Origin of the sequence: Brasilonema sp. UFV-L1 (assembly GCF_012912105.1) — a bacterium.
Classification (GTDB): domain Bacteria; phylum Cyanobacteriota; class Cyanobacteriia; order Cyanobacteriales; family Nostocaceae; genus Brasilonema.
In genome coordinates, this window is record NZ_QMEA01000043.1 from 1 (window position 1) to 23,952 (window position 23,952).

The following is a 23,952-nucleotide window of genomic DNA, read 5'->3' on the forward strand; positions in this document are numbered from 1 at the left end:
ACGAGTAGACATTGTTAGTGGTTGTCCATTTTTGTCTATGAAAAATGAAGCGGCTTCTGACGGTTTAAGCTAAAAAATTAAGTGAAAAATTTTAAAAGCCAACAAATCAACGATGAGTCAAAAATCCAAACCTCCACTGATTGGTATCACAACTTATGGTCATCAACAAACAATTCCTGTGTCCCCACTGAGTGCTTATTCAGATGCTGTACGAACCGCAGGTGGTATACCAGTTTTATTGCCAGCAACAGACGTTGACTTAGTAAAATTCTTAGAGCCTCTCGATGGTCTTATTCTTTCTGGTGGTGGAGATATTGATCCAGTTTTTTACAATGGTTGTGCTCATCCTACCATTTATTCAGTAGATTCACACAGAGATGCTTTTGAACTCCAGGTAGCACGCTTTGCTCTGGATAACCACATACCAGTATTGGGCATTTGCAGAGGATTGCAAATCTTGATTGTGGTATCTGGTGGTACTCTCATTCCTCATATACCAGATGAGTACGGTACATCTGTCTTGCATAGACTAGAACCAGGACCAGAACTGCGGCAATCCACAGAACATATGATCAAACTCAATGCAAATAGCCGTCTGGCAAAGTTGATTCAAAAAACTCAAATATCTGTGGTTTCATTTCATCACCAAGCCGCACGTACGATTGGGCCTGGTTGGCGTGCTGTCGCATATGCACTGGAAGATGGAGTGATTGAAGCAATCGAACATGAACATCATCCTTGGGCAATTGGTGTTCAATGGCATCCAGAACTTTCTCCAAATGATCCCAATCATCAGCGAATTTTCCAGGATTTTGTAGAATCAACGCTCCTTCGAAACAATCTAATCACAGTTTGAGTTTTTGTCTGTAAATGCTTACGCTGATCATCAATAAAAAATAAAGCAACTTTGACAAGTTGTGCTACGCTATCTGAACTTGACGCGTCGTGACACAAGAGGTATTTCAGATGACGAAACTGCGGGTAGGATTGCTTTTTGGTGGTCGTTCGGGAGAACATGAAGTTTCTATAAGTTCAGCACGGGCGATCGCCAGAGCCTTGACGACAGAGCAAAACACTGATGCATACGAAATCTTGCCTTTCTACATCCAGAAAGATGGACGTTGGTTAGCAGGGGATGCACCACAACAAGTCTTAGAATCAGGAACACCGCTGCAATTGCCTACCACACTGACAACCACACCTGATCATCAATTATCAGCTGCCAAAACTCAAGTTCTTAGCCGTTGGCAATCTCCTTCCCAAGTTGCAGAAGTAGATGTTTGGTTTCCCATTCTCCACGGTCCCAACGGTGAAGATGGCACAATACAAGGATTACTCACCTTAATGCAAGTTCCCTTTGTTGGTTCTGGAGTATTGGGTTCGGCGGTGGGAATGGATAAAATTGCGATGAAAACAGCCTTTGCCCAAGCAGGATTGCCACAGGTAAAATACAAAGCGTTAAATAGAGTGCAAATTTGGTCGAATCCTTGTGTTTTCCCCAAACTGTGTGATGAAATTGAGGCCACTTTAGGTTATCCGTGCTTTGTCAAACCTGCTAATTTAGGTTCATCGGTAGGTATTGCCAAAGCGCGATCAAGGCAAGAATTAGAAGCAGCATTAGATAACGCCGCTAGCTACGACCGAAGGATAATCGTTGAAGCTGGAGTTGTCGCCAGAGAATTAGAGTGTGCAGTTTTAGGAAATGATAGTCCTAAAGCTTCTGTTGTTGGTGAAATCACTTACGTGAGTGAATTTTATGATTATGAAACTAAATATACAGAAGGTCAGGCAGATTTCTTGATTCCAGCACCTGTATCAGAAACTGTCACTCGTCAAATTCAGGAAATGGCTTTGCAAGCCTTTGCTGCCGTTGACGCTGCTGGATTGGCAAGGGTAGATTTTTTCTACACAGAAGCCACAGGAGAAATTTTTATCAACGAAATCAACACATTACCAGGCTTTACAGCAACAAGTATGTACCCTTTACTCTGGGCGCATAGCGGTGTTTCTTTCCCGGAATTAGTTGATAGGTTAATTCAACTTGCGATCGAAAGACATTCTACTTTCTCAACAACAAAAGAGGAAAACTGATTTCATGTTGTTTGTTTTTAAGTATAAATAAATACCTTTAAAAGATAGAAAATATCGGATTAAGTAATTTGTGTTTATCAAAAAAATACTTAAAAACGATAGGTTTCTACGGATACATCATAGTCAACCCTTCAGTACAATTAATAATTGGAGGGTACAAATTAATAAAGCAATTATGGAAAATAGCCAGAATGCACAGCAGCAACCATCCCAATCAGAAGCAGCCATACCAGAGTCGGGGAAGAGAATTCCGGGACGCGCAGAGAGCAAAAATCTTCTGATACATCTGCTTGTACATTATCCTTTGCTATTCCCATTTGGGTTGTTACTGATTTTTATAGGTTCTAGTACTCTTGCCTTGTACAGCTTGGGCTATGTAGGACGTGTGAGACAGGAAGAACCTGAAATCGCAGAGGCTGAAATTATCAAACCAATTAAAGTACCCTCTGAGACAATCAATCCTACACCTTTATGGATGGTGGCTGCGATTGCTCTAAGTTGTGCGAGTGGTAGCTTGATACTATTCTTACTGCTAAACCGTCCAGCAAACCGTCAACAATTCAAAAATCAGATTAACCGCCATTACAAACGCGTAGCACAACAACGTCGCCCAGATTTAGAACCTCGGCCCAAGAAAAATCAGCCAGTTTTTGTGCCATCACAAGTTAGGGCACCTGTTGTAGTCATGCCCAGCCAAACACAACCTGTAGTTACAGTTTTACCACCAGAGCAAAATATTTTGCCGAGTCAGGCTAAAGAATCTCTGGCGAATATGTTGGATATGCGTAAGCACACTCCATTGTCTACAATCTTACGCAAGGATTAACATAACATACAATCCGTGTGTGTCTTTGTTATTGCTGACGGGGTCTAACACGTAAGAAATTGAGCCAGCCCTAATACAACGAGTACCCGACTTGGAAGATAGATCCACAAAAAGAGGGCTGGCTCAATTTCTAGGGGACAATGCGTGACCTCAAATCTGAGATTAACAACCTCTGTGTTACGCATAACCCGGATCTTTCTTAACAATTGTGTAAAACCAGACAATTCGGGGAGTTTAGAGCTAGAGGAGGTTAAGAGGGGCTGACTTAGTGTCGCAAAGATGGATAGGAGAATATTCTAAAAAGCGAGCGCCTACTTGTTGTTGGCGCTCGTTAAATGTTTTGAAGAACCAGCGGAGCGTCTATGCCTCTGATCAGAAGACACAAGTCAGGATTGCTGAATCGATTTGGTTGGGGATTCATATCAAGTCCGTTAAATGACTTATCAAAAGTCCGCAGCAGAGCGCGTAGCGGGCAAGAAGTGTTTATCCGGACTTGATATCAGTCGTCAGGAGCATAGACAAGAGGAACGTTCCTGGATTCTGGCGAATGATTCTTCTTCAATTGAACGTTCTGTTTGTGTCGATATATTTTTAATATCTTCTCTCTATCAGATAGCCTTAGATTGTATCGTTTCATAATCTCAATGATGTGTTAATTAATAACTACGGATGAAGGGTATGACCCTTCATTTGTTTCTATAAAAACAAGGGGTATGACCCATCATTGATTCATACTTAATTAAGGGGTATAACCCCACATAAATTTGTCATAGAAAGAGATGTAAAATTAGACTTGAAAGTGTTCCTTAGGGTAAATCTCTGAGAGATAAAGCTCCGCTAGACTCAAGATGATTGAGGAAAAAACATGAGGAAATATCTGGATATATTACCAATTTTTGTCGTACTAGGTCATTTATCAAATCAATAAAAAACTTGCCAAAATGGCAACAAAACTATGAGCAACTCAGTTAAATTAAAGAAGGTAAATGACTTCAAGGGTATTGTTATCAGGGTGTATCGCATACCATTAGATGTGATACACCTTCTACCAAAAAATCACCAAATAAATATCAAAGTATATCTTTGGTGTACTGACTAGTTGTCGAAATAAATACATATGAATAATTAAGTTTACATTTACCGCACCAGGAATACTCAGCCCGTACAGGCGTTGTCGTTGACCTGCACATTAGCCCCCTAAATCACTGGCAGTGTCTGTACATATTCCTGTCTCTTCAGCGGTAAATGCTAAGTGGGAGCTTGAAAGCGTTTGGTATGCTTGCTCCCACTCTTTTTTCTTTTACTTAAGTTTTTGAAGATAACAAAAATAATTTTTTAAGGATTATTCTCCAGATAACAAGAATTCTCTCTTGAGTAGAAAACGGCTGTGCTGTCAGGACATAGCAAGGCTTTGTGCTTCTAGGAGATAATTTATAGTTTCTGTAAACTAAAAGCGCGGTCAAGCATTCAAAACTAAACAATCCAAAGTCAAATTTCCAGTACTAGTGAGTCAATTTAGACTATAACTTAAGCGAATCTGATTGAGAAAACAAGATAAAAAAATCTATCTAGATTCATGACCAAGTTATATTGTGTGCTGTCATTTTCCAAAAATAAAAAACCTGCCACTTTGGCAACCAACCTATGAACGAATCGATTAAATTAAAGAAGGTAAACGACTTCAAGGGTGTTGTTATCAGGGTGTATTACATATTATAAACGTGATACACTTTCTACCACAAAAAGCAGAAAAAAATGGCTATTTTTTGGAAAAAAATAATAATCAGGTTTACATTTGTCGCACCAGGAATATCCAGCCCGTACAGGCGTTGTCGTTGACCTGTACATTAGCCCCCTAAATAACTGGCAGTGTCTGTACATATTCCTGTCTCTTCAGCGGCAAATGGTGAGTGGGAGCTTGAAAGCGTTTGGTATGCTTGCTCCCACTTTTTTTCTTAATAGCGTTAAATAGGCTCTCACAAATGTCATCATAGTTATGGTGAAAACACATTGGAGATAAGACAACGGTTTACGCACGCCCTTTAGCACGTTTAATTGAACAACTGCAACGCTTGCCGGGAGTAGGTCCTAAAACTGCTCAGCGGTTGGCATTGCATATTTTAAAGCGACCAGAAGCAGAAGTTGAGGCTTTGGCACAAGCTCTTATTGAAGCAAAAAAACAGGTGGGTTTGTGTTCTGTTTGTTTTCACCTATCTGCTGAACCAGTTTGTGAAATCTGCCGCAACTCAAACCGTGACAACACGACTATCTGTGTAGTCGCAGACTCGCGTGATGTGATTGCCTTGGAAAAAACCCGTGAGTTCAAAGGCAAGTATCATGTTTTAGGTGGGGTCATTTCTCCAATTGAGGGCATTGGACCAGAACAGTTGACTGTCCAAGCTTTGGTGCGAAGGGTGAGTCAGCACAAACCTCAAGAGGTTATTTTGGCAATTAGTCCAAGTGTGGAAGGTGAAACAACGACACTGTATGTGGGTCAACTACTGAAGCCATTTACCAAAGTGACGCGCATTGCTTTCGGTTTGCCTGTGGGTGGTGATTTGGAATATGCTGATGAGGTGACCTTGGCAAGAGCTTTGGAAGGTCGGCGAGAGCTAGATTAATCATAAGCAAAGTACAATAGCCAGAGGCTTAACGCAGAGCGTACCGCACATCCTCCTATCTGTGTTGATTCGGTGACTTGCGCCTGGAGATAGCAGGCTGTCCCACTCCAGGCATGTGTTCTACCAAAATGCCCTTATGTGGAATAAGGGCTTGGCAAGAGCAGATTGGTAATTGGGGAATTAGACTTATTTGTGTTTGTCCTTATTTTGTTCTTTCTCTTGGTGACTATACTGCTGGAGTACTAAAACACACTGATTAATCGCCCAGTAAAGAACTTCTATTGGAGAGTCTCCCTGCTGAATGCGGTTTTCTACTTGTATGCCAATTAGCAAGGTTTGCAAAATTAGCAAGCCAGCGATGATTTTCTGACTAAGGTTGGAACTGAATTTTTGGGTTGACATTTAAATCACCTTGGTTTTGGATTTACAAGGTGAATTGTTTTTTTGGGTAAATGCCCAGACACGTTCCCCACACAGTGTTTATAATGTCTGTGTAATAAGGTTTTGCAGCTTGGGGACGTTTGTTTGTTTGGGTTATGAAAATTTCTTAATACTTTCTTTACGTTTAACTAATGCCAAGGAATATCCGTTGGGACGAATCTGTAAAAGAGAATACACAGTGTTTAGTAGAAGTTTTACTGTTTCATGCAGATGATGCATTCAAGGATGAGAAACTAAAAAGCATAGTTAATGTGGAGTGGGTAACAGAGAATAAACTGCGAGTCACAGGATTTGAAGACAAGCAGACAAGTGGTAAAAGAAAGCGAACAGTTGAAGTTGGTACCAAAAAAGAATATTTACTCAAGCTACTTCACAAAGCTGACAAAAGTTTAAGACTTCCCAAACCCAAAGACGAAGTTAGTAAAAGTCCAGAACACAGAGAATTAGATGAAATTCAAACTGCACTCGACTGCTTGAACGAGTTAGGAGTGCGAGAAGACGAAAAATCTGCAAAGAATAAAGGTTATTGGAAATTTACACTGACGCTAAAACATCAGACAGTAACACCGGAAGAAAATCTAGAGGTAGTAAAGCGGAAGTGGAGGGAACACTCAAAGACGAATTCACTGGAGAGATCCCAAACTCCACAAACAACGGATAAAAGCATTTACTGTCAATCAATCTGCCATAAGAAGCTGGAAAAGCCGCAAGAATCCGCCAGACTCAAATGCGAAGCACCTGAGATGGGATTTGAGGTAGATACTCTAGTGCCGCAGGTGCGATCGCGTGCCGCAGCCGACATCGGGTACATAGAACAAGTAGGAAAAATGCGGATGTTTCGGATCAATTATCCTGTACCTGTAACAGATGTATATGTTAACCTCAATATTCTGAAGCAAATAAGCAGCAACGATTTCTCTTTTTCCAACAGGCACAAAAATTCTGACGATGATTACAGCTGGCGCAGTTTTGACAGACAAGGATTAGGTTCGACACAACAGAAGGAAGTGCCTGCACTTGAGACAATACATAAACATCGCAAATTGATGGTGCTAGGCAAGCCAGGATCAGGAAAGACAACCTTACTCAAGTCGTTAGCAACTGCCTGCATTTATAAAAACTTAGGGTGGAATGATCCAGATTATATTCCAGTTTTCATTGAACTGCGGAAGTTTGCAAAGGATGCTGCAGAGTATAAAAAATTAGGGCATGAGGAATTTAGCTTATTTGATGCTATCCAAAAGTTGTTTAAACAATGGAAAGTTGCTCCTGAAGGCTGTAAACGTATTTTGGAAGAAGGCAGAACGCTGATTCTGCTTGATGGGCTGGATGAGATACCTACTAGCCACAGTGATTTTGTCACATGGCAAGTACGCCACTTCTGTCAAGATTTTGCTAAAAACCGCTTCATTATCACCTGTCGGACTCAAAGTGTAAAATATTGCTTTGATGATAGTTTTACTGACGTAGAAATTGCAAATTTTACCCAAGAACAAGTTTGTAAATTCGTCCATCACTGGTTTACTGTAATGGTTGGTGATACAGAAGCAAAGGAGTTAATACAAAACTTAAATACTCAATTACTAGTAAATAGACCTGTTGGAGAGTTAGCTGTTACTCCAATTTTGCTGAACTTAATTTGCTATGTGTTTTGGGCTAAGCAGGGCGATTTACCAACCAAGCGCTCTGAACTCTATGATGAATGTTTAAAAGGTTTGCTAGAAGGAGAGTGGGATCAAAGCAGAGGAGTTAAACGAGATAGTGAATTATCCTTAGACGAAAAAGAAAAACTGTTGGCACAAGTAGCATACACGCTGTTCGAGAATAATGATTATTTCCCACGCCAACGAAAGTTAGAAGAGCTTATTGTCAACTATCTTCAGACTCAACGTTCAGAAGCCAAGTATATTCTAGAATTGCTAGAATCACAGCATGGCTTGCTCATCCAACGCTCCACACAATATTTTTCTTTCTCCCACCTTACATTTCACGAGTTTTTTACAGCTAAATACATAGTTTCTAGTCCCAATCTCCAAGAAGTATTTCAACGTCTAGTTACTCACATTACTGAACCACGTTGGAGAGAAGTTTTCTTGCTTACTGTGGAGATGTTAGATCATACAGATAACTTGTTGCAGTTATTGCAGTTGATGAGATGTCAGATTGACAAGCTTCTAGCAGGTGATGAGAAGTTACAGCAGTTCCTCTGTTGGGTTGAAGAAAAATCCCTTTCAGTAAAAACATCACATAATCCTGCTGTTATTCGAGCCTTTTACTTTGATATTGGTTTTGACCTTGCCCAAAATTTTACCGCCTGCCGAGCACTCTCTTGTGCTGTCAATCAAAATTTTGCCCCTTGCCGAGACCTTGTTGCCAACCCCTTCAACAAGAATTTTGGTCTTAGCCTCTTTCCTGGTATGGACTTAGATGACAGCCTCGCTCTCATTTTTATCAACACCTGCGACTTCGGTACAGACCGAATCAATATGGACTCTATTTTCGATAGAGCCACCGACTGCAACACTAATCCAAATATACAATGTGAACTGAAACAACTCAAAGACCAATTATCAGATTTCTTTCACGAGAACTCAGAAAATTTCAAACAATGGTGGCAGGAAAACAGTCAAGCTTGGATAGAAAAACTCAGATCTGTGATGATTAACCATCGTAATATTGGTCACGATTGGAAATTTAGTGAGCTTCAAAAGCAACTGTTAAAGCAGTACTACGACGCAAATAAACAACTGGTTGATTGTCTTAATAGTGATTGTTGCATCAGTCTGAAAGTGCGGCAGGAGATTGAGAATACACTACTGTTGCCTATAATAAGAAATATTCCGCCTTAGAGCCACTACGTAGAATGGGTGGCGAAAAGTATTAATTTATCGCGATTGTGAGCGGCAATCGACAGAAAAAGTACATAGCTGAATACTCAAAAGCCAGCAGTCGGATTTGAACCGACGACCTTCCGATTACAAGTCGGATGCACTACCACTGTGCTATGCTGGCATATCTAGCTTTTTTAAGATAGGACTAACTAGGCTTTTTTGGCATTGCACTAATTAATGATTGTACCATACACAATCAAATTGTACAACAAAAGTTGTAAAGAGTTATATTTGTCCAAATGGTGCGGGAAATTTCTCATCCTCATCTGAATGCCGATTTCAGAAGATGATTGACACTCCCAACTCTGCCTGATTCCGCGTCTGTTGAGAGCGCAAAGCAGATCAATCACAGCACTTGAGACTATAATGAAACTCAAGCAAATTTGTGATTCTTTTCACTGACAATATTGATAAACTAGTCATAGACCAAAGCCACCTTAAAATTATGGGCTAGACATAAAGATATCTGGTGTAGTTTTAAGACAAGATTTTTTGACACGGCTGGGTACACCAAACAGAAAAACAAAAGTGTTCTTTGTAGAGCAACAAGCATGACAGCGTTGATTGGACGGGATTTATTAAGTCTGGCTGATTTGAGTCCAACGGAAGTTCTAGAACTTCTGCAAATGGCATCACAACTAAAATCACAAAGGCTGAGGTTGCAGTGTCATAAAGTGTTGGGGCTGTTGTTCTCCAAGGCTTCAACTCGGACACGAGTGAGTTTTACTGTAGCAATGTACCAACTGGGTGGACAGGTGATTGATTTAAATCCCAATGTCACTCAAGTCAGTCGCGGAGAACCAGTGCAAGATACAGCGCGGGTTTTGGATAGATACCTCGATGTTTTGGCAATTCGTACCTTTGCACAGCAAGAATTGGAAATTTTTGCCAACTATGCCAAAATTCCCGTCATTAATGCTCTCACTGATTTAGAACATCCGTGTCAAGTTCTGGCTGATTTAATGACAGTGCAAGAATGTTTTGGTACTTTTTCTGGATTGACTTTGACTTATGTGGGAGATGGGAATAATGTTGCTAATTCTCTGTTATTAGGCTGCGCTTTGGTAGGCATGAATGTGAGAATTGCCACACCAAATGGATTTGAACCAAATGCAGCGATTATAGAAACAGCACGTTCTATTGCAGCCAATAAAACTCAAGTCCTCTTGACTCATGACCCAGAAATTGCAACAAAAGGTTCTCATGTCATTTACACTGATGTTTGGGCAAGTATGGGACAAGAGCAAGAGGCAGACAACAGAATGCCAATTTTCCAACCTTATCAAGTGAATGAACAATTGATGAGTCTTGCTGAACCAGAAGCAATTGTTTTACACTGTTTACCAGCACATCGTGGTGAAGAAATCACTGATGAGGTTATGGAAGGTTCTCAATCACGTATTTGGGACCAAGCAGAAAATCGGATGCACGCTCAAAAAGCCTTACTCGCAAGTATTTTAGGGGCAGAGGAATTTTAAGTTATCAGCTCTGAGTGATGAATTGTGAGTTATGAATGGCTAAGTCTTTACTTCTGAGGGACTCCTAAATTCTCTGTTCTCGCTTGAAAATAGAACTTACCAACTCACCAACTCGTTCGAGAAAAATCTTTTTCATAGTAAGCTTCGTGGGATTTTCTCGTGGTTGACTGACTTGAATTTATCAAAATGTTTAAAATAAATAGTGCGTAGGGAGGTTTTTTGTAGTACTAATGTTCTAGGAGCATTTGTATTTACCTCCTTAGAAATTTATGGAACGTCTGACAGAAGCCCAAAGAGAACTTTACGAATGGCTGACAGAGTACATACGAGTACATCAGCATTCACCTTCTATTCGACAAATGATGCAGGCGATGAATTTAAAATCACCTGCACCGATTCAAAGTCGGTTGGAACATTTACGCAATAAGGGGTACATTGAATGGAGTGAAGGTAAAGCACGGACAATTAGAATTTTACAAGCGTTAAAACAAGGTGTCCCAATTTTGGGAACGATCGCCGCAGGTGGATTAATAGAACCGTTCACGGAAGCTGTAGAAAATATAGATTTAGCGAATTTCTCATTACCTCCTCAAACATATGCTTTGCGGGTAACTGGCGATAGCATGATTGAAGATTCTATTGTGGAGGGAGATTTGGTATTTTTGCGTCCAGTACTAGAACCAGATCAACTGAAAAATGGGACTATCGTCGCCGCGAGAGTGGATGGTATTGGTACGACTTTGAAGCGGTTTTATCGACTAGGCGATCGCATTACCCTCAAACCTGCAAACCCTAAGTACAATCCAATAGAAATGAACGCTATTCAGGTACAGGTGCAAGGTTCGCTTGTCGCCATTTGGCGCAATTACAACTGATACCTATAGATAAGGAGGATGAGGAAGGAAGAAGCGAAGGATATTTTCCCACACTCCCACATCGAATGAAGTTAAAAGTTAGAAGTCAAAAGGAACTCATAAAAAATTCTTTCTTTTTACTTTGTACTTTTTAATCCCACACTCCCCTATCTTCCTTATCTTCCTCATCCTCCTGGCTTTCGACTTCTCTTAGTACTGATGAGTGTTTATGTATTTGGTAAAAAATCAAGTCACGCAACTACCCACGTTCAAATTAAGATTACCATTTGTCGGTGAAAGTAGGGGTGGTTATCATACACAACCATTACCAGGATGTCCTAGAATACCACCATCTCTACAATTGCGAGGGTATCAGCGACAAGCTGTCAACAATTGGTTTGGCAACAACGGTAGAGGTACACTAAAAATGGCGACTGGTAGTGGTAAGACTATTACGGCGCTGGCGATCGCCACTGAATTATACAAGCAAATAAACTTACAAGTCTTGCTTGTCGTTTGTCCCTACCGACATCTCGTCACGCAATGGGCGCGAGAATGTGCAAAATTTAATTTGCAACCTATTTTAGCTTTTGAGAGTTTACACAATTGGCAGAGTCAACTTTCCACACAACTTTATAATGTGCGTTCTACTTCTCAACCGTTTCTTACAGTTATCACGACCAACTCTACTTTAATTGGGGATGGCTTTCAATCTCAACTCAAGTATTTTCCGGAAAAAACTCTCATCATTGGAGACGAAGCACATAACTTAGGCGCACCCAAGTTGGAAGAAAGTTTACCTCGTCGCGTTGGGTTGCGACTCGCTTTATCTGCGACACCAGAAAGGTATTTTGACGAAGGTGGAACCCAATCTTTATTTGAATATTTTGGTCCTGTTCTCAAACCAGAGTTCACCTTAAGAGATGCTATTACTCAAGGCGCTTTGGTTCATTATTTATATTATCCGATATTAGTAGAGTTAACAGACATCGAAAGCCGTGCTTATGCTAAATTGACGAAAAAGATTGGACAAGCACTGCTATATCGAGAACGAGAAAACGTTGAATTAGCAGATTTAGAAGATAACGAAGATTTAAAGCCGTTATTGATGCAGCGCGCAAGATTAATTGGTGCAGCGGAAAATAAGTTAAACGCTTTGCGGGAGTTAATGTCAACTCGTCGCGAAACAACTCATACACTTTTCTATTGTAGTGATGGTTCACAAGAGATAGGACAACGTTCTAGCTTGCACCAGCTAAAAGCTGTCGTCAAAACTCTGGGGATAGAACTCGGTTACAAAGTCAGCACCTACACATCCCAAACATCTATAGAAGAAAGAGAAGTTTTGCGTCGTCAATTTGAAAGCGGTGAATTGCAAGGTTTAGTAGCCATTCGTTGTTTAGATGAAGGAGTCGATATTCCAGCAATTCAAACGGCTGTGATTTTGGCAAGTTCTGCTAATCCTCGCCAGTTCATTCAACGGCGCGGAAGAGTTTTGCGCCCTCATCCAGGAAAAGAACGTGCCACAATTTTTGACATGATTGTCTTACCACCAGATTTAGATAGGAAAACTTTAGAAGTCGAACGCAATTTATTGAGAAAGGAATTACTGAGATTGGTTGAGTTTGCTGATTTAGCTGATAATGCTGGTGAAGCGAGGATGAAGTTACTCAACTTACAAAAGCGATACGGTTTGTTGGATCTATAAAGCCAAAAACAGGACGACTTTGCGCTTGGTAACTGCTTGTGTCCGACTTGTTCTGTGAGTCGGTTCGTCAATATTTAGATGCGTTTGCCCTGGTTATACCAATTCTGTATGAAAATGCACCACGAACTTATGAAGAACGAACCGCCAAGCCTGCCCTCGAGCGAAGCGAAGGGACGCCAAGAACGCCAAGAAAGAAAGAAAGAAGAAGTCAAGAAAATTTGGCGCAGCCTCACAAAGAATTGGTATTAGACTGCCCGAATTAAAGTGCCTTGAGTTGGCGTTTCTAAAACTGCTTTGGCTAAATTTCCTGGGATATTCCCATCAATTATCCAGCAGTCAATTCCTAAACTGGAAATAGCCAAAAACTCCTCAACTTTTTTAGCCATTCCCCCAGTCACATCTACTGATTTGCTATTACCCAGGAAAGGTTTAATCTGAGAATAGTTGGCTTGAGTAATATTAGAAAGTACTTGCCCATCTTGATCGCGCACACCTGGATAATTCCCGGCATTAATTAGGCGAACTTGAAACTTATGTTGAAGATAGAAATATTTGGCTAGTTCTGCCAGCAAAGTATCTGTGGACAGGATAGTACCACCAATCGCTTTGTCTAGAACAACATCACCAAACACTAAAGGAATCAAACCTGCTTGTAGGCTATTTTCTATTGCACAGAAGTCGCTCGTCAATAGTTTTTTATTATGAGTCACTACCATCGTAAGAGGTGGCAAGCTTACTACTGGCAAACCTGCTTGTAAAAAAACTTTAACTAGTAGTAAATTCAAATCTAAAGCATCTTGGTGGACTAAGCAGAATCCGAGTCTTTCTTCATCAGAAAAAAACCCATCAATTGTATTGTATTTTTTAGCTGATTGGTGAGCGAAAGAACCAGCACCGTTGCCTATAATCAATTTCAAATTAGGATTTTCATGTCTGATGAGGCTGATTTGCTCAACCAGTTGTGCCATAATTTCTGGTCGAGCAGTGTAAGGTTTATCCTTATCAGTAATTAAGGAACCTCCCAGCTTGACTAATACTAGCTCCATAATCAAATGCTCAGGGCAAGCAAGACGAGAACTTCTAGGAAGTTTATCATAATAAAACAAATAAAAATTGATAGTGCAGCAATTTTCAGGTAATTGAACCACAAACTACGGTAAGCTGGACAAAGAGTGATGAATGAGATGCCACTATTTTACTCAGGAGATTTGTGTTGTCGCGTCACGCATTTGTCCCTTATAAATCTGGCACACGAGTGTTGTGTTGAGTGTCCTCCGGACACGCTACGCGAACGGTGGGACTTTCTGGAGTACTCGTTTTTATAAGACTCCCAGATTCGGTGAGTTATACCAAAGACAGGGTATAGAAAAATGTCGTTCAATATTCCCCCTTACACCCTTACACCCCTACGGGGAAATCAAAAATCAAAACCATAAGGTAAGAAATAAATAAAGAACACTGTCACTTTTGACTTGTTTTGCCCCTACACCCTTTCTTGATCAAAGTGGTGACTTACAATGACATTATTCCACAAGTGATCATGTGAAATCATCTGATGATTAGTTCATGAAACTTTGATATTTTAAATTGATGACAAAATATTGCTGCCAGTATATTTACTAATAGTTATCAAACCAGATAATATGATAATCTATGAAACTTATCTCTGAAAAGTCAGATGACAAAAGAAACTCATATTGATTATGTTCAAGAACCAATTCTCAGTGCTTCACCAGAAGTACGGCAAATAATTGATCGTGTATGGCAGCTGGAGAAAAGTAGATTAGATAAGAAAATTAATAGCCATATTAATGATGATATTCTGGCGATTGTGAAGGAAGCAGTGCGATGAAGCTGACTTCGATTAAGCTTTGTAACTTTCGCTCTTTTTATGGCAAGACACCAGAAATCATTCTTGCAGGAGGAGAGACTCGCAACACAACAATTATTCACGGTAATAATGGTTCCGGAAAAACGAGTCTGTTGAATGGGTTTACTTGGGTGTTGTATGAGAAATTTAGTGCAGCTTTTGCATCGACTGAACAGTTAGTGAATAAGCGTGCGATCGCCGAAGCGAAACCTGGGCAAGTTGTAGAATGTTGGGTTGAGGTGGAGTGGGAACATGACGGCAAACGCTACAATGTGAAACGCATATGCCGAGTTTATAAAAATGAAACCGACTTCAACGTTACCAAAACAGAATTGCGTATGCAGGTAGCTGGGGATGATGGACGTTGGTATTTTCCACCTCAGCAACCAGAAGATGTGATTGGGCAAATTTTACCTATAAGTTTACATCAATACTTCTTCTTTGATGGTGAACGCATCGAAGAGATTGTTCGTTCTGACAAGAAAGCTGAAATTGCTGAAGCCACAAAGATTTTTTTAGGCGTAGAAGTGATTAACCGTTCCATCAATCACCTCAAGGAAGCCAAAAAAACTCTGGAGAATGAGTTAAGGGCGATTGGTGACTCAGAAATTAAACAACTTTTGAAACAGCAAAATACTCTCGATCAGGAAATTGAGCGTATCACAAAGCGACAAACAGAAATTAAACAAGAGTTAGAATATCAAGAAACTTTTAAAAAAGAGACAAGCAACCGCTTAAGAGAACTTAGTGCTGCCAAGGAATTAGAAGAAAGACGAAGAGAATTAGAAAAACAAAAAGCATCATCTCAGGAAAATCTCAGAGAAAGTCGGGAAGCGATTAAAAAAGCTATTTCTGCACGCGGTTATACTATATTACTGTCACAAAACACAGCACAATTTCGAGAAATCATAGATGACTTGAAGCAGCGAGGTGAGTTAACGTCTGGAATCTCACGGGAATTTGTGAATGAGTTACTCGACACTCAACGCTGTATTTGTGGTGCAGATTTACGCGAAGGAAGTCACTCACACGAGAATGTGAGAAAATTATTAGAGAAAGCGGGTTCTTCAATTGTGGAAGAAACAGCTATCCGTATGAGTGCTCAAGTCGATGAAATTGATAAGCAAGCAGTGAGTTTTTGGTCAGAAATTGATAGAGAGCAAGCACGGATTAATCAGTTAAGACAAACTATATCACAAACTGAAGGTGAGTTAGATAATATTCAGGAACGATTGCGAAAAGATACCAATGAAGAAATTAGCAGTTTACAAAAGCGGTTAGATGAGATTGAAGAGAAAATTAGAGATTTGATATTAGAACAAGGAGCAAATCAGCAACAAATAGCGAACTTGAAAACTGACTTGGAAGGTTTGAGAAAACAAATCGCCAAGCAAAAGCTGAATGAAGATAGACAAGCACTGGCGCAACGACGCATCAGCGCAACTCAAGATGCTATTGAACGGTTAACAGAAGTCAGAAACCGTCAAGAAAAGCAGTTTCGTTGGCAATTAGAAAAGCGGGTACAAGAAATCTTCAGCGAAATTTCGTTTACACCTTATATTCCTAAAATCAGCGAGAAATATGAACTGACGCTGGTGGAAAATACAGCAGGGATCGAAATGCCAGTTGCAGCTTCCACAGGAGAAAATCAAATTCTCAGTTTATCTTTTATTGCCAGCATTATCGACAGGGTACGGGAATGGAGTGAAAAGAAAAAAATATTGCTGGTTCCTGATAGTAGTACTTTCCCAATTGTTATGGATTCCCCCTTTGGGAGTTTGGATGAAATCTCTCGGCGACAAATTGCAAAGACAATTCCCAAATTAGCAAATCAGTTAATTGTCTTGGTGACTAAGACGCAGTGGCGGGGTGAAGTAGAAGAAGAGATGACAGATAAAATTGGTAGGGAATATGTGCTGACATACTATTCTTCTAAGCCTGAGTGTGAACAGGATTATATTGAGTTGCGTGGGGAACGATATCCTTTGGTGAGACAAAGTCCGAATGAGTTTGAGTACACAGAGATTCTTGAGGTGGTGCGGGAAGGGTAGTTTTTCAACTTTCAGACACAAACACAAAAGCTACAAACACAAAAGACACAAACGCAATGTAGAGACACGAAACCTCGCGTCTCTACAGCGTGTTTGCGTGAGTTGATAGAAGTTATAAACAAAAGAAGCGTAGAGAATGCAAAAGAGTAGAAAAGAGAGTGCTGTTGCTTCCGATGGAAGAAATACAACAAACTCACTTAATGGTAGTTCAAGAACTACATCAATATTGGGTAATGGTTTTTAAAAACTCTTCTCTCGCTGTTCTAATCGCCTCTGTTGTTACTCTATCAACTCAGAGCGCCCTTACTTTTCCTAACCTTGACAATCTTTGGGCTGTAGATTGTCTTCACCAGATAACACCCTAATGCTTGGAGAACTACTATCTAAAAGTTTCTATGTTTATTGTACTATCACACGTGGAGAGTTTGTGGTGTGATGCTGGACACTTTGTCATAAAGTTTTGTGAAGTGCGGTGAGACTGCTTTTGGAGAGATAAACAGTAAAGACGTGCAGGATGCAAAGGGGAGAAAGTGCGAGTTAAGTATCTGCTGTATGGTTAATCAACAGAAATCGCAAGAAGTTAAAGTTGAAGCAATAGTATCGTGAAAACACTTTAGCAAAACATTGGGTTATGGTTGCAAGTTCAGAGCGTCAGTACATGACACCTCAGGAGTACTTGGAATGGGAAGAACGCCAAGACATTAAGTACGAGTACATCAACGGCGAAGTTTTTGCCATGACTGGCGGTACTCTTCCCCATACTACCATTGCTCTCAACCTGGCTTCGGCATTAAAAAGCCATCTCAGAGGTGGTGGCTGTCGTGCTTTTATGGCGGATGCGAAAGTAGGCGTATCGGAAAACGGATCATTTCACTACCCAGATGTGGTTGTTAGCTGTGATCAACGAGATAGACAGGCGATGAAATTCCTTCTCTACCCTTGTCTGATTGTGGAAGTCCTTTCGCCTAGTACAGAGGCTTACGACAGAGGCGGTAAATTTTACCAATATCGCCGCATTCAGACTTTAAGAGAATACGTTCTTATTGATGCTGAAAAAATCAGTGTAGAATGCTTCCGATTTAATGAAAAAAGTATCTGGGAATTACATCCCTACGAGGAGGGGGATGAAGTTCACTTAACCTGTGTTGATTTTCACTTTCCTATATCTTTGGTTTATGAAGATGTGGAGTTTTTGAGGTAGGCGTAGTTTTAACAGAAATGAACCGCTCCAGGCGCAGAGGACGCAGAGGGAAAAGAGTGCGATCGCTGCTTTGTTGGTATAAAATTATGTTGTTATAAATGTGATCACTAGAAGCTTTCAGTTAAAATTGCAACAAAATAAATATCCACATAGATATTCACATCATGGCTGCAAATAGAATCAAAATTGCTAAAGATAAGGTTGAATTAGTCAAAGGTTTAGTTGCATCAAAAGACACAACTGGTCCCTTTAACACTTATGTAGAAGTGATGGTGTTTGCAGCAGCATTGGGAGCAAAATATAAAAAGCGAGTTCCTTTAGAGGGAGTTGCTAAAGATTTATCTCCACTACGACAAGATTATTTTACTAGCAGCTTCGCTCTGTTGATTAATTTATTGGCTATTACCGAAATAAAAGACATCAAAATTCTAGGTGATGATGAAGTAGCTGACGAGCAACGCATTCATATTTTTGAAGAGTATGCCAACGGTGGACTGGAAATTTTGCAAAATGAACTGCGGGGAGCGGTAGATTATTCCGAGCGGCTTCTATTAATTCTTAGTTCTGAAAGATTTAAACATGAGGGTGAAGAAGAGGAGTTTAATCTCAGTAAATTCCTCTCCTAATCAACCTAGATTTGACTTTCTTTACAATTGCAATTATTTTTGTACTACTTTATTATTCTGTATCCAGTTCATCATCTTCGGAGCTTTGTTTTGCTAAAGATTGACTATATAATTCAGGCAAGCCAGCAGCAAGCACAGCAGAAAACCTTTCACGAACGAGCTTATCTTTTTGCTGACTATTCATTTTTTCATGCTCTCTTCCATAGAAAGCAACAGTACTATATCCTTTGTATAATGCGTTGTAAGCATCAGTACAACCTGCCCACTTAACTTTATTCGTATCTGCACTAAAGAAATTTAGTAGCTTTCGCTTTGACAACATTGGATAACCGTTGGCAGTGTCTATTAGCGTTTTACGAGAGCCGAAGTACCACAAGCACAACAAGGAAAATATTCTATCTTCTACAGCTCTTGCAACCTTAATTTTATCATTTCCAGGATTTATAGCTACAAATGTCCATAATCGAAAGGGGTAATCAGGCAAATTGGCATCTACTCTAAGAACATCTTTGTCATATAGTCTATCCAAAAAGTTCAACACGTCATCTATATTCCCTAAATTTGTATCTTTGCCTTTATAGTCAAATTCCACCATTCTCCCCAGACGAATCATAGCTTTTTGGAATATAGCTTTGAAAGCCCACTGATTTTCTTTCATCCTAGCAATAGCATCTTGGTGAGCTAGTATTTCTCGTTTATTCCAATCACTGTCTCTGGCAATTTCCTGCTCTCGAATAATTCCTTTATGTTTATTTGTTTGAGCTTGGAACTTCCCAAAAGTTCCCTCTATCAAATCATGTTCACGAGCATACTTGAGCAAGTTTCGGTATGGCTTAAATTCTAGTAAAAGTTTTACCAGCCAAGGACGAAAGTTGACTTTAAAACCTTCTATTGCGGAGTCAAGGTAATTTTCTGGTATTCGCACAAATGGTGTAACTGGTTCTCCATCTTCATCACAGTAATCTTCTACATAATATTCCTTGAGGGAACGCCCCTCATACTGAACTTCTTGATCATTTCTACCGAGTGCAGAGTCAATACTTTCGAGAAAATCGAAAACTTGCTTCTTTTCCATTGGATCGCGTGGTGGTTTTAGATCCAATATTGCCGAAACCAATAAATCTAAATGAACTAACGAATTCAAATAGTAGGAACTATCAAACCGATTTGAGTCGTCTTGCCAGCGCACGAGAGATAGAGGAAGCCTATCTTTCGCATCTTTAGCTGTACTTTCAGTCAGTAATGTTCTGACACATTGTGCGCTAATGCTCTTGTCATCAAGGATTAGCTCTCTAGCTTTATCTACTGTCTTAGCATTTTTATTCAAGTCAGTGAATAATTCACGAGCAATTCCCCGAATAGAATAGTCAGCTTCACTCTGAACATTCTGGAAACCAGCACTCTCGTGAAGCAAAACGAACAAGACTGGAATTTTAGTTTGTTGTTCAACTGTACGGAGAGTACCGCCTCTAAACTTTTGATCTTCACGGAAAGTACGGAGTGCCCAAAGACGATGTTGTCCATCTACAGCTACTGCTAATACTCGATCTTCATCCCACCGAAGTCGAGCAGAGAGTCCAAAAGAAACGAATTGAACACCATCAAAGTTAGAAACCTTCAATATTATCGGGGATGCGGCTTAAAATAGCACTATTTCCACGTATCTGTGCTAAATCGTACAAGACGACGTTTTCACTTAGCTGTTGCACAGCATCATTGCCATATAGCCATGCCACAAAGTAGACTCCTTTTATACATTATGTATCAAAGTAGCATAAGAATTGCTCTATAACCGAGTCATTATTAGTAACTACAGAACGGCTGGAAGTCCTACTGCCTTCGGTTCAACAAACTTACCATCAAAACCTATTGTTTTATCTTCAACAGTTCTAGCTTTAGCTAAATCCTTGCGAAGTTCCGCACGTTCCATCTGATCCTGAATTCCACCCAGAACATATATCACTAACTTCGCAGCCAAATCCCTTCCAGCAACTTGTACTCGCTTTTTGTTTGGATCGTACAAAACGCCATACCAGAGAGATTGCGGGTACTCCATACCACTGAAGCCGCCTTGCTGATCGAACTTCCGCAGCTTCTTAAAGATATCTGCTAGCAAAAACCCTTTTTTAAAAACCAAAATTCCAAGAGCTTGAGCTAATGCGACTTGAGCCACAGGACGGAAAAGCATATTTCCTTCACCTCCATCCTTCTCAAAGCTAAACCGTCGCAACTGAGAGGAATTCTCTTCTTCAAGAAGCTGATAACTGGGAAGGTTTGCCAAACAATCAAATAGTTTTTTGAATTCCTCAATCCCCTGCTCAAGTTCATCATTCTCTGGGCGCATGGGAATGAGTCCTTTTTCCAAGGGTTTCCAGTGAGGGAATTTTTGCCCCAAGTATCGCTCAGACATATCTTGCAGAGCTTGTAGCGTCGTCAAAACCGTAGAATTTGCTGCAACTGTCGCACTATTCCAATTGACGCGAGGGTTGCGATCCTGGCGTTGTTCCAAAAGCGGATGGGAGGTAGCGATTTTTCTAGCAACAATTGCAAAACCATCATCCTCATTCAGCTGTGCTAACTGCCCTTTAGTCAAGGGTGCAGCCATCAAGTTGACATGAACAAAGATGGATCTCACCCGTCGTCTTGCCTGGATACGGGTTTCGCCAGCAGCCACAGCACAGATAAACTCAATACCAATTTTTTCCTTGGGCAAGCTTTGCAAGTAAGCAGGATCTAGTTGGTACTGTTCTATCAAATTAGCCACTGTGATAAAAGTGTCATCAGCAGTTTTATCTTTTTTGTAGCGCTGGAGTTTGCCTGTCTTGAGCAACTCCATCAGCCCCTGCACCCCCATCAATCGATGTTGACCATCCAGGGCATAAATAGTCACATCATCTTCAGAAATCTTGAGTAATCCTACTTTACCATCTTGATCTAGAGGGGTGAAATCGGTAGTAGATTTTTTGGCTCGCCCCTGGCTATCCCACTCAGCCGCTTTGGGATTATCCACCCACAGTTGGTTAATTACTACCAGAACCGGCGGAAACTTATGATTTTTCCGAGCTGCCAAATACTGTACTAAAGGTGCTTGACGTGACCAATCAAGAGGACGCTGTTGAATTTCATCAATGCTATCTGCGTCAATTTCAATATTATCAGTTTCTGGATTATACTTCTTCTGAAGCAGCGGTAAGCCAGAAGCGAAGTGAACACGACCTGCAAACCATTCCAGTGTAACAGAGCCAACATACGCTTCAGTACCACCCATCTCTGTTTTTTGAACGAGAATCTGATCCTTCTTCCCCAGGAACTTCTCCAGTAGTAAAGCCAGTACCTGTTTCTCCTTACTTTCCCGTTCCAGGTACTCCCTAGCGATTTCAATGGTTGGGTCAAATACACTATCATTCATGGTAGTTTTTAAAAACTTAATGCTATAGGACAGCTTGATTGTCTAAAAATTTGGGTACATTGTAGTAAAATTTTTAAAAACTTTACTCTCCAAATACTTAAAAAAGTATTGTGCGATTTGAAACCCACATAGGCGGCTTTTGTCTGTACAGCAGCAAATTCTATCCGCCATCATTTTAGAAATGAGGTAACACCGATGTTTCCACCAGGTAGAGAGAAATGACTACAGCACAACAGCCAGAAACTAAAGGTAAGCAGACTCGTACTGTAGCAGAGTTAGTAAACGATATCACAATTCTCTCCAATGAAATTCAACAATTGTATTGTCAAGACCAAATACCCTGGATTATAGGTGTATCTTGGGGGAAAGATTCTAGCACAGTATTGCAGCTTGTCTGGAGTGCGATCGCCGCTCTTGCTCCAGAAAAAAGAACAAAAACAATCCATGTCATTACAACAGATACTCAGGTAGAAAATCCTATCGTTTCTGCTTGGGTTCGCAAATCTTTACAGCAGCTCAAGTCTGCTGCAAAAGAACAGGAAATGCCGATTGAACCGCATCTACTTCAACCAGTCGTTCAAGACACATTCTGGGTAAATCTAATTGGCAAAGGCTACCCAGCACCACGCAACCAATTTCGCTGGTGTACCCAACGCTTGAAAATTAATCCTGCTAACCACTTCATTCGTGAGATGGTTCGAGCAAACGGTGAAACAATTCTTGTTTTAGGGACTCGCAAAGCAGAGAGTGCCAAACGTGCTGCCACAATGCAAAAGCATCAAATTGGTAGAGTGCGCGATCGCCTTAGTCCAAATGCCAGTCTACCCAACTCCTTAATTTACACCCCCATTGAAGACTGGAGTAACAATGATGTTTGGATCTATCTAAATCAGTGTGAAAATCCTTGGGGAAAAAGCAATAAAGAGTTATTCCATTTGTACCGAGGTGCAACAGCGGATAATGAATGTCCCCTAGTTGTTGATACTTCCACTCCTAGCTGTGGTGATTCTAGATTTGGGTGCTGGGTTTGCACACTAGTCAATCAGGATAAGTCGATGGAAGCGATGATCCAGAACGACGAAGAGAAAGAATGGATGCAGCCTTTACTCGATATCCGCAATGAATTGGATGCTGAAGATGATCGCGATAAAAGAGACTTTAGAAGAATTTGGGGGGATGTTCAGCTTTTTGAACGCAATAAAGATGGAGAAATCTCCGTAGAACCAATTCCTGGTCCCTATACTAAATATTGGCGGGAACATTGGCTAAGAAAAGTTCTAGAAGCCCAAACACAAATCCGTCGCACAGCACCAAAAAATATGCGTGATATCACTCTAGTTACTACAGAACAATTGAGTGAAATTCGCCGGATTTGGCTAGAAGAAAAACACGAATTTGATGATAGTTTACCCCGTATTTATAAAGAAGTGACAGACGAACCTTTTATAGATCCGCGTCCTGGTGCTGGTAACAGTCTCCTTGGTAGTGATGAATGGGCAGTGCTGGAAGAAATCTGCCAAGAAGATGTCATGCATCTAGAACTCATGGCGAAGCTTTTAGACACAGAACGCCAGTATCGCAAGATGGCGCGTCGCGTGGGAATTTACGATGCACTAGAAAAATGTTTTAAGACAAGTTCGCGTTCGCAAAAAGAAGCGATTGATAATGCCCGTTTAACACGTGATTTGAAAGAAGCAGTGACTCAAGGTGACGTGACAAAGGTAAAGCAGCTGACTTTAGGTGATGCTCCCGTTTCTGAAAATGATGAAACAGCCAAACCGCAAAATTGGGCAAACATCAAATTTAAAAAATAGGGATTCAGTAAACCAGAAACCAAGCGAATCAAATTCGCGGCTACACAGACGAAACCCGCCTACGCGGGTTA

The 23,952-nt window shown here is 40.6% G+C and carries 18 protein-coding genes and 1 tRNA gene; 13 read left to right on the forward strand and 6 right to left on the reverse strand.

Features of this window, described 5'->3' with window-relative positions:
* The first annotated feature begins 112 nt into the window (after positions 1-112).
* From DP117_RS14215 to recR, 4 genes are all read left to right on the forward strand, one after another.
* Positions 113-856, forward strand: coding sequence for a gamma-glutamyl-gamma-aminobutyrate hydrolase family protein (locus tag DP117_RS14215; RefSeq protein ID WP_169218953.1), 744 nt, complete (start codon positions 113-115; stop codon positions 854-856).
* 110 nt (positions 857-966) lie between these two features.
* Positions 967-2,091 (forward strand): D-alanine--D-alanine ligase family protein, encoded by a 1,125-nt coding sequence (locus DP117_RS14220; protein WP_169218954.1) that lies wholly within the window; start codon positions 967-969, stop codon positions 2,089-2,091.
* 175 nt (positions 2,092-2,266) lie between these two features.
* The gene (locus tag DP117_RS14225) at positions 2,267-2,917 is read left to right on the forward strand and encodes a hypothetical protein (RefSeq protein WP_169218955.1); all 651 of its coding nucleotides are present in this window, start codon (positions 2,267-2,269) and stop codon (positions 2,915-2,917) included.
* 2,063 nt (positions 2,918-4,980) lie between these two features.
* Positions 4,981-5,538 carry a recombination mediator RecR gene (gene recR, locus DP117_RS14230; protein ID WP_211176110.1) on the forward strand — a complete coding sequence of 186 codons (558 nt, stop codon included), beginning with the start codon at positions 4,981-4,983 and terminating at the stop codon, positions 5,536-5,538.
* A 186-nt stretch (positions 5,539-5,724) separates the two neighbouring features.
* On the opposite strand, the gene DP117_RS14235 is transcribed toward recR, so the two are convergent.
* Positions 5,725-5,940, reverse strand: coding sequence for a hypothetical protein (locus DP117_RS14235; RefSeq protein WP_169218956.1), 216 nt, complete (start codon positions 5,938-5,940; stop codon positions 5,725-5,727).
* Positions 5,941-6,110: 170 nt separating this feature from the next.
* Here DP117_RS14235 and DP117_RS14240 point away from each other — a divergent pair, with 170 nt between their 5' ends.
* Entirely contained in the window at positions 6,111-8,828 is a 2,718-nt protein-coding gene (locus tag DP117_RS14240; RefSeq protein WP_169218957.1) for an NACHT domain-containing protein, read from the forward strand.
* A 91-nt stretch (positions 8,829-8,919) separates the two neighbouring features.
* Here DP117_RS14240 and DP117_RS14245 read toward each other — a convergent pair.
* Positions 8,920-8,991 (reverse strand) — tRNA-Thr (locus DP117_RS14245).
* A gap of 430 nt (positions 8,992-9,421) precedes the next feature.
* Here DP117_RS14245 and argF point away from each other — a divergent pair.
* The 3 genes from argF to DP117_RS14260 all read left to right on the forward strand — a co-directional run bounded on the left by argF (position 9,422) and on the right by DP117_RS14260 (position 12,910).
* A complete protein-coding gene (gene argF, locus DP117_RS14250) occupies positions 9,422-10,348 on the forward strand; it encodes an ornithine carbamoyltransferase (RefSeq protein ID WP_169218958.1) in 927 nt (308 codons plus the stop codon).
* Between the two features lie 269 nt (positions 10,349-10,617).
* Positions 10,618-11,223 carry a transcriptional repressor LexA gene (lexA, locus tag DP117_RS14255; RefSeq protein WP_169218959.1) on the forward strand — a complete coding sequence of 202 codons (606 nt, stop codon included), beginning with the start codon at positions 10,618-10,620 and terminating at the stop codon, positions 11,221-11,223.
* A 208-nt stretch (positions 11,224-11,431) separates the two neighbouring features.
* Positions 11,432-12,910, forward strand: coding sequence for a DNA phosphorothioation system restriction enzyme (locus DP117_RS14260; RefSeq protein WP_169218960.1), 1,479 nt, complete (start codon positions 11,432-11,434; stop codon positions 12,908-12,910).
* Positions 12,911-13,155: 245 nt separating this feature from the next.
* On the opposite strand, the gene DP117_RS14265 is transcribed toward DP117_RS14260, so the two are convergent.
* The gene (locus DP117_RS14265; protein ID WP_169218961.1) at positions 13,156-13,956 is read right to left on the reverse strand and encodes an isopentenyl phosphate kinase; all 801 of its coding nucleotides are present in this window, start codon (positions 13,954-13,956) and stop codon (positions 13,156-13,158) included.
* Positions 13,957-14,588: 632 nt separating this feature from the next.
* On the opposite strand from DP117_RS14265, the gene DP117_RS14270 reads away from it, so the two are divergent.
* The 4 genes from DP117_RS14270 to DP117_RS14285 all read left to right on the forward strand — a co-directional run bounded on the left by DP117_RS14270 (position 14,589) and on the right by DP117_RS14285 (position 18,658).
* Complete coding sequence (locus DP117_RS14270) at positions 14,589-14,762, forward strand: hypothetical protein (protein WP_169218962.1); 174 nt, start codon at positions 14,589-14,591, stop codon at positions 14,760-14,762.
* Positions 14,759-16,831, forward strand: a complete 2,073-nt coding sequence (locus DP117_RS14275) for an AAA family ATPase (RefSeq protein ID WP_169218963.1) — start codon at positions 14,759-14,761, stop codon at positions 16,829-16,831. The genes DP117_RS14270 and DP117_RS14275 overlap by 4 nt, the downstream gene beginning before the upstream one ends.
* Positions 16,832-17,462: 631 nt before the next feature.
* Positions 17,463-18,032 (forward strand): Uma2 family endonuclease, encoded by a 570-nt coding sequence (locus DP117_RS14280; protein WP_169218964.1) that lies wholly within the window; start codon positions 17,463-17,465, stop codon positions 18,030-18,032.
* Between the two features lie 164 nt (positions 18,033-18,196).
* Complete coding sequence (locus tag DP117_RS14285) at positions 18,197-18,658, forward strand: DNA phosphorothioation-associated protein 4 (protein ID WP_169218965.1); 462 nt, start codon at positions 18,197-18,199, stop codon at positions 18,656-18,658.
* A 52-nt stretch (positions 18,659-18,710) separates the two neighbouring features.
* On the opposite strand, the gene DP117_RS14290 is transcribed toward DP117_RS14285, so the two are convergent.
* From DP117_RS14290 to DP117_RS14300, 3 genes are all read right to left on the reverse strand, one after another.
* Positions 18,711-20,279 carry a DNA sulfur modification protein DndB gene (locus tag DP117_RS14290; RefSeq protein WP_248277661.1) on the reverse strand — a complete coding sequence of 523 codons (1,569 nt, stop codon included), beginning with the start codon at positions 20,277-20,279 and terminating at the stop codon, positions 18,711-18,713.
* Positions 20,266-20,394 carry a hypothetical protein gene (locus DP117_RS36960; RefSeq protein ID WP_282440278.1) on the reverse strand — a complete coding sequence of 43 codons (129 nt, stop codon included), beginning with the start codon at positions 20,392-20,394 and terminating at the stop codon, positions 20,266-20,268. Before DP117_RS36960 ends, DP117_RS14290 begins: the two co-directional genes overlap by 14 nt.
* A 74-nt stretch (positions 20,395-20,468) precedes the next feature.
* Positions 20,469-22,067, reverse strand: a complete 1,599-nt coding sequence (locus DP117_RS14300; RefSeq protein WP_169218966.1) for a DGQHR domain-containing protein — start codon at positions 22,065-22,067, stop codon at positions 20,469-20,471.
* Between the two features lie 218 nt (positions 22,068-22,285).
* Between DP117_RS14300 and dndC the strand changes: the two genes are divergently transcribed.
* Positions 22,286-23,881 carry a DNA phosphorothioation system sulfurtransferase DndC gene (gene dndC / locus DP117_RS14305; RefSeq protein WP_169218967.1) on the forward strand — a complete coding sequence of 532 codons (1,596 nt, stop codon included), beginning with the start codon at positions 22,286-22,288 and terminating at the stop codon, positions 23,879-23,881.
* Positions 23,882-23,952 lie beyond the last annotated feature (71 nt).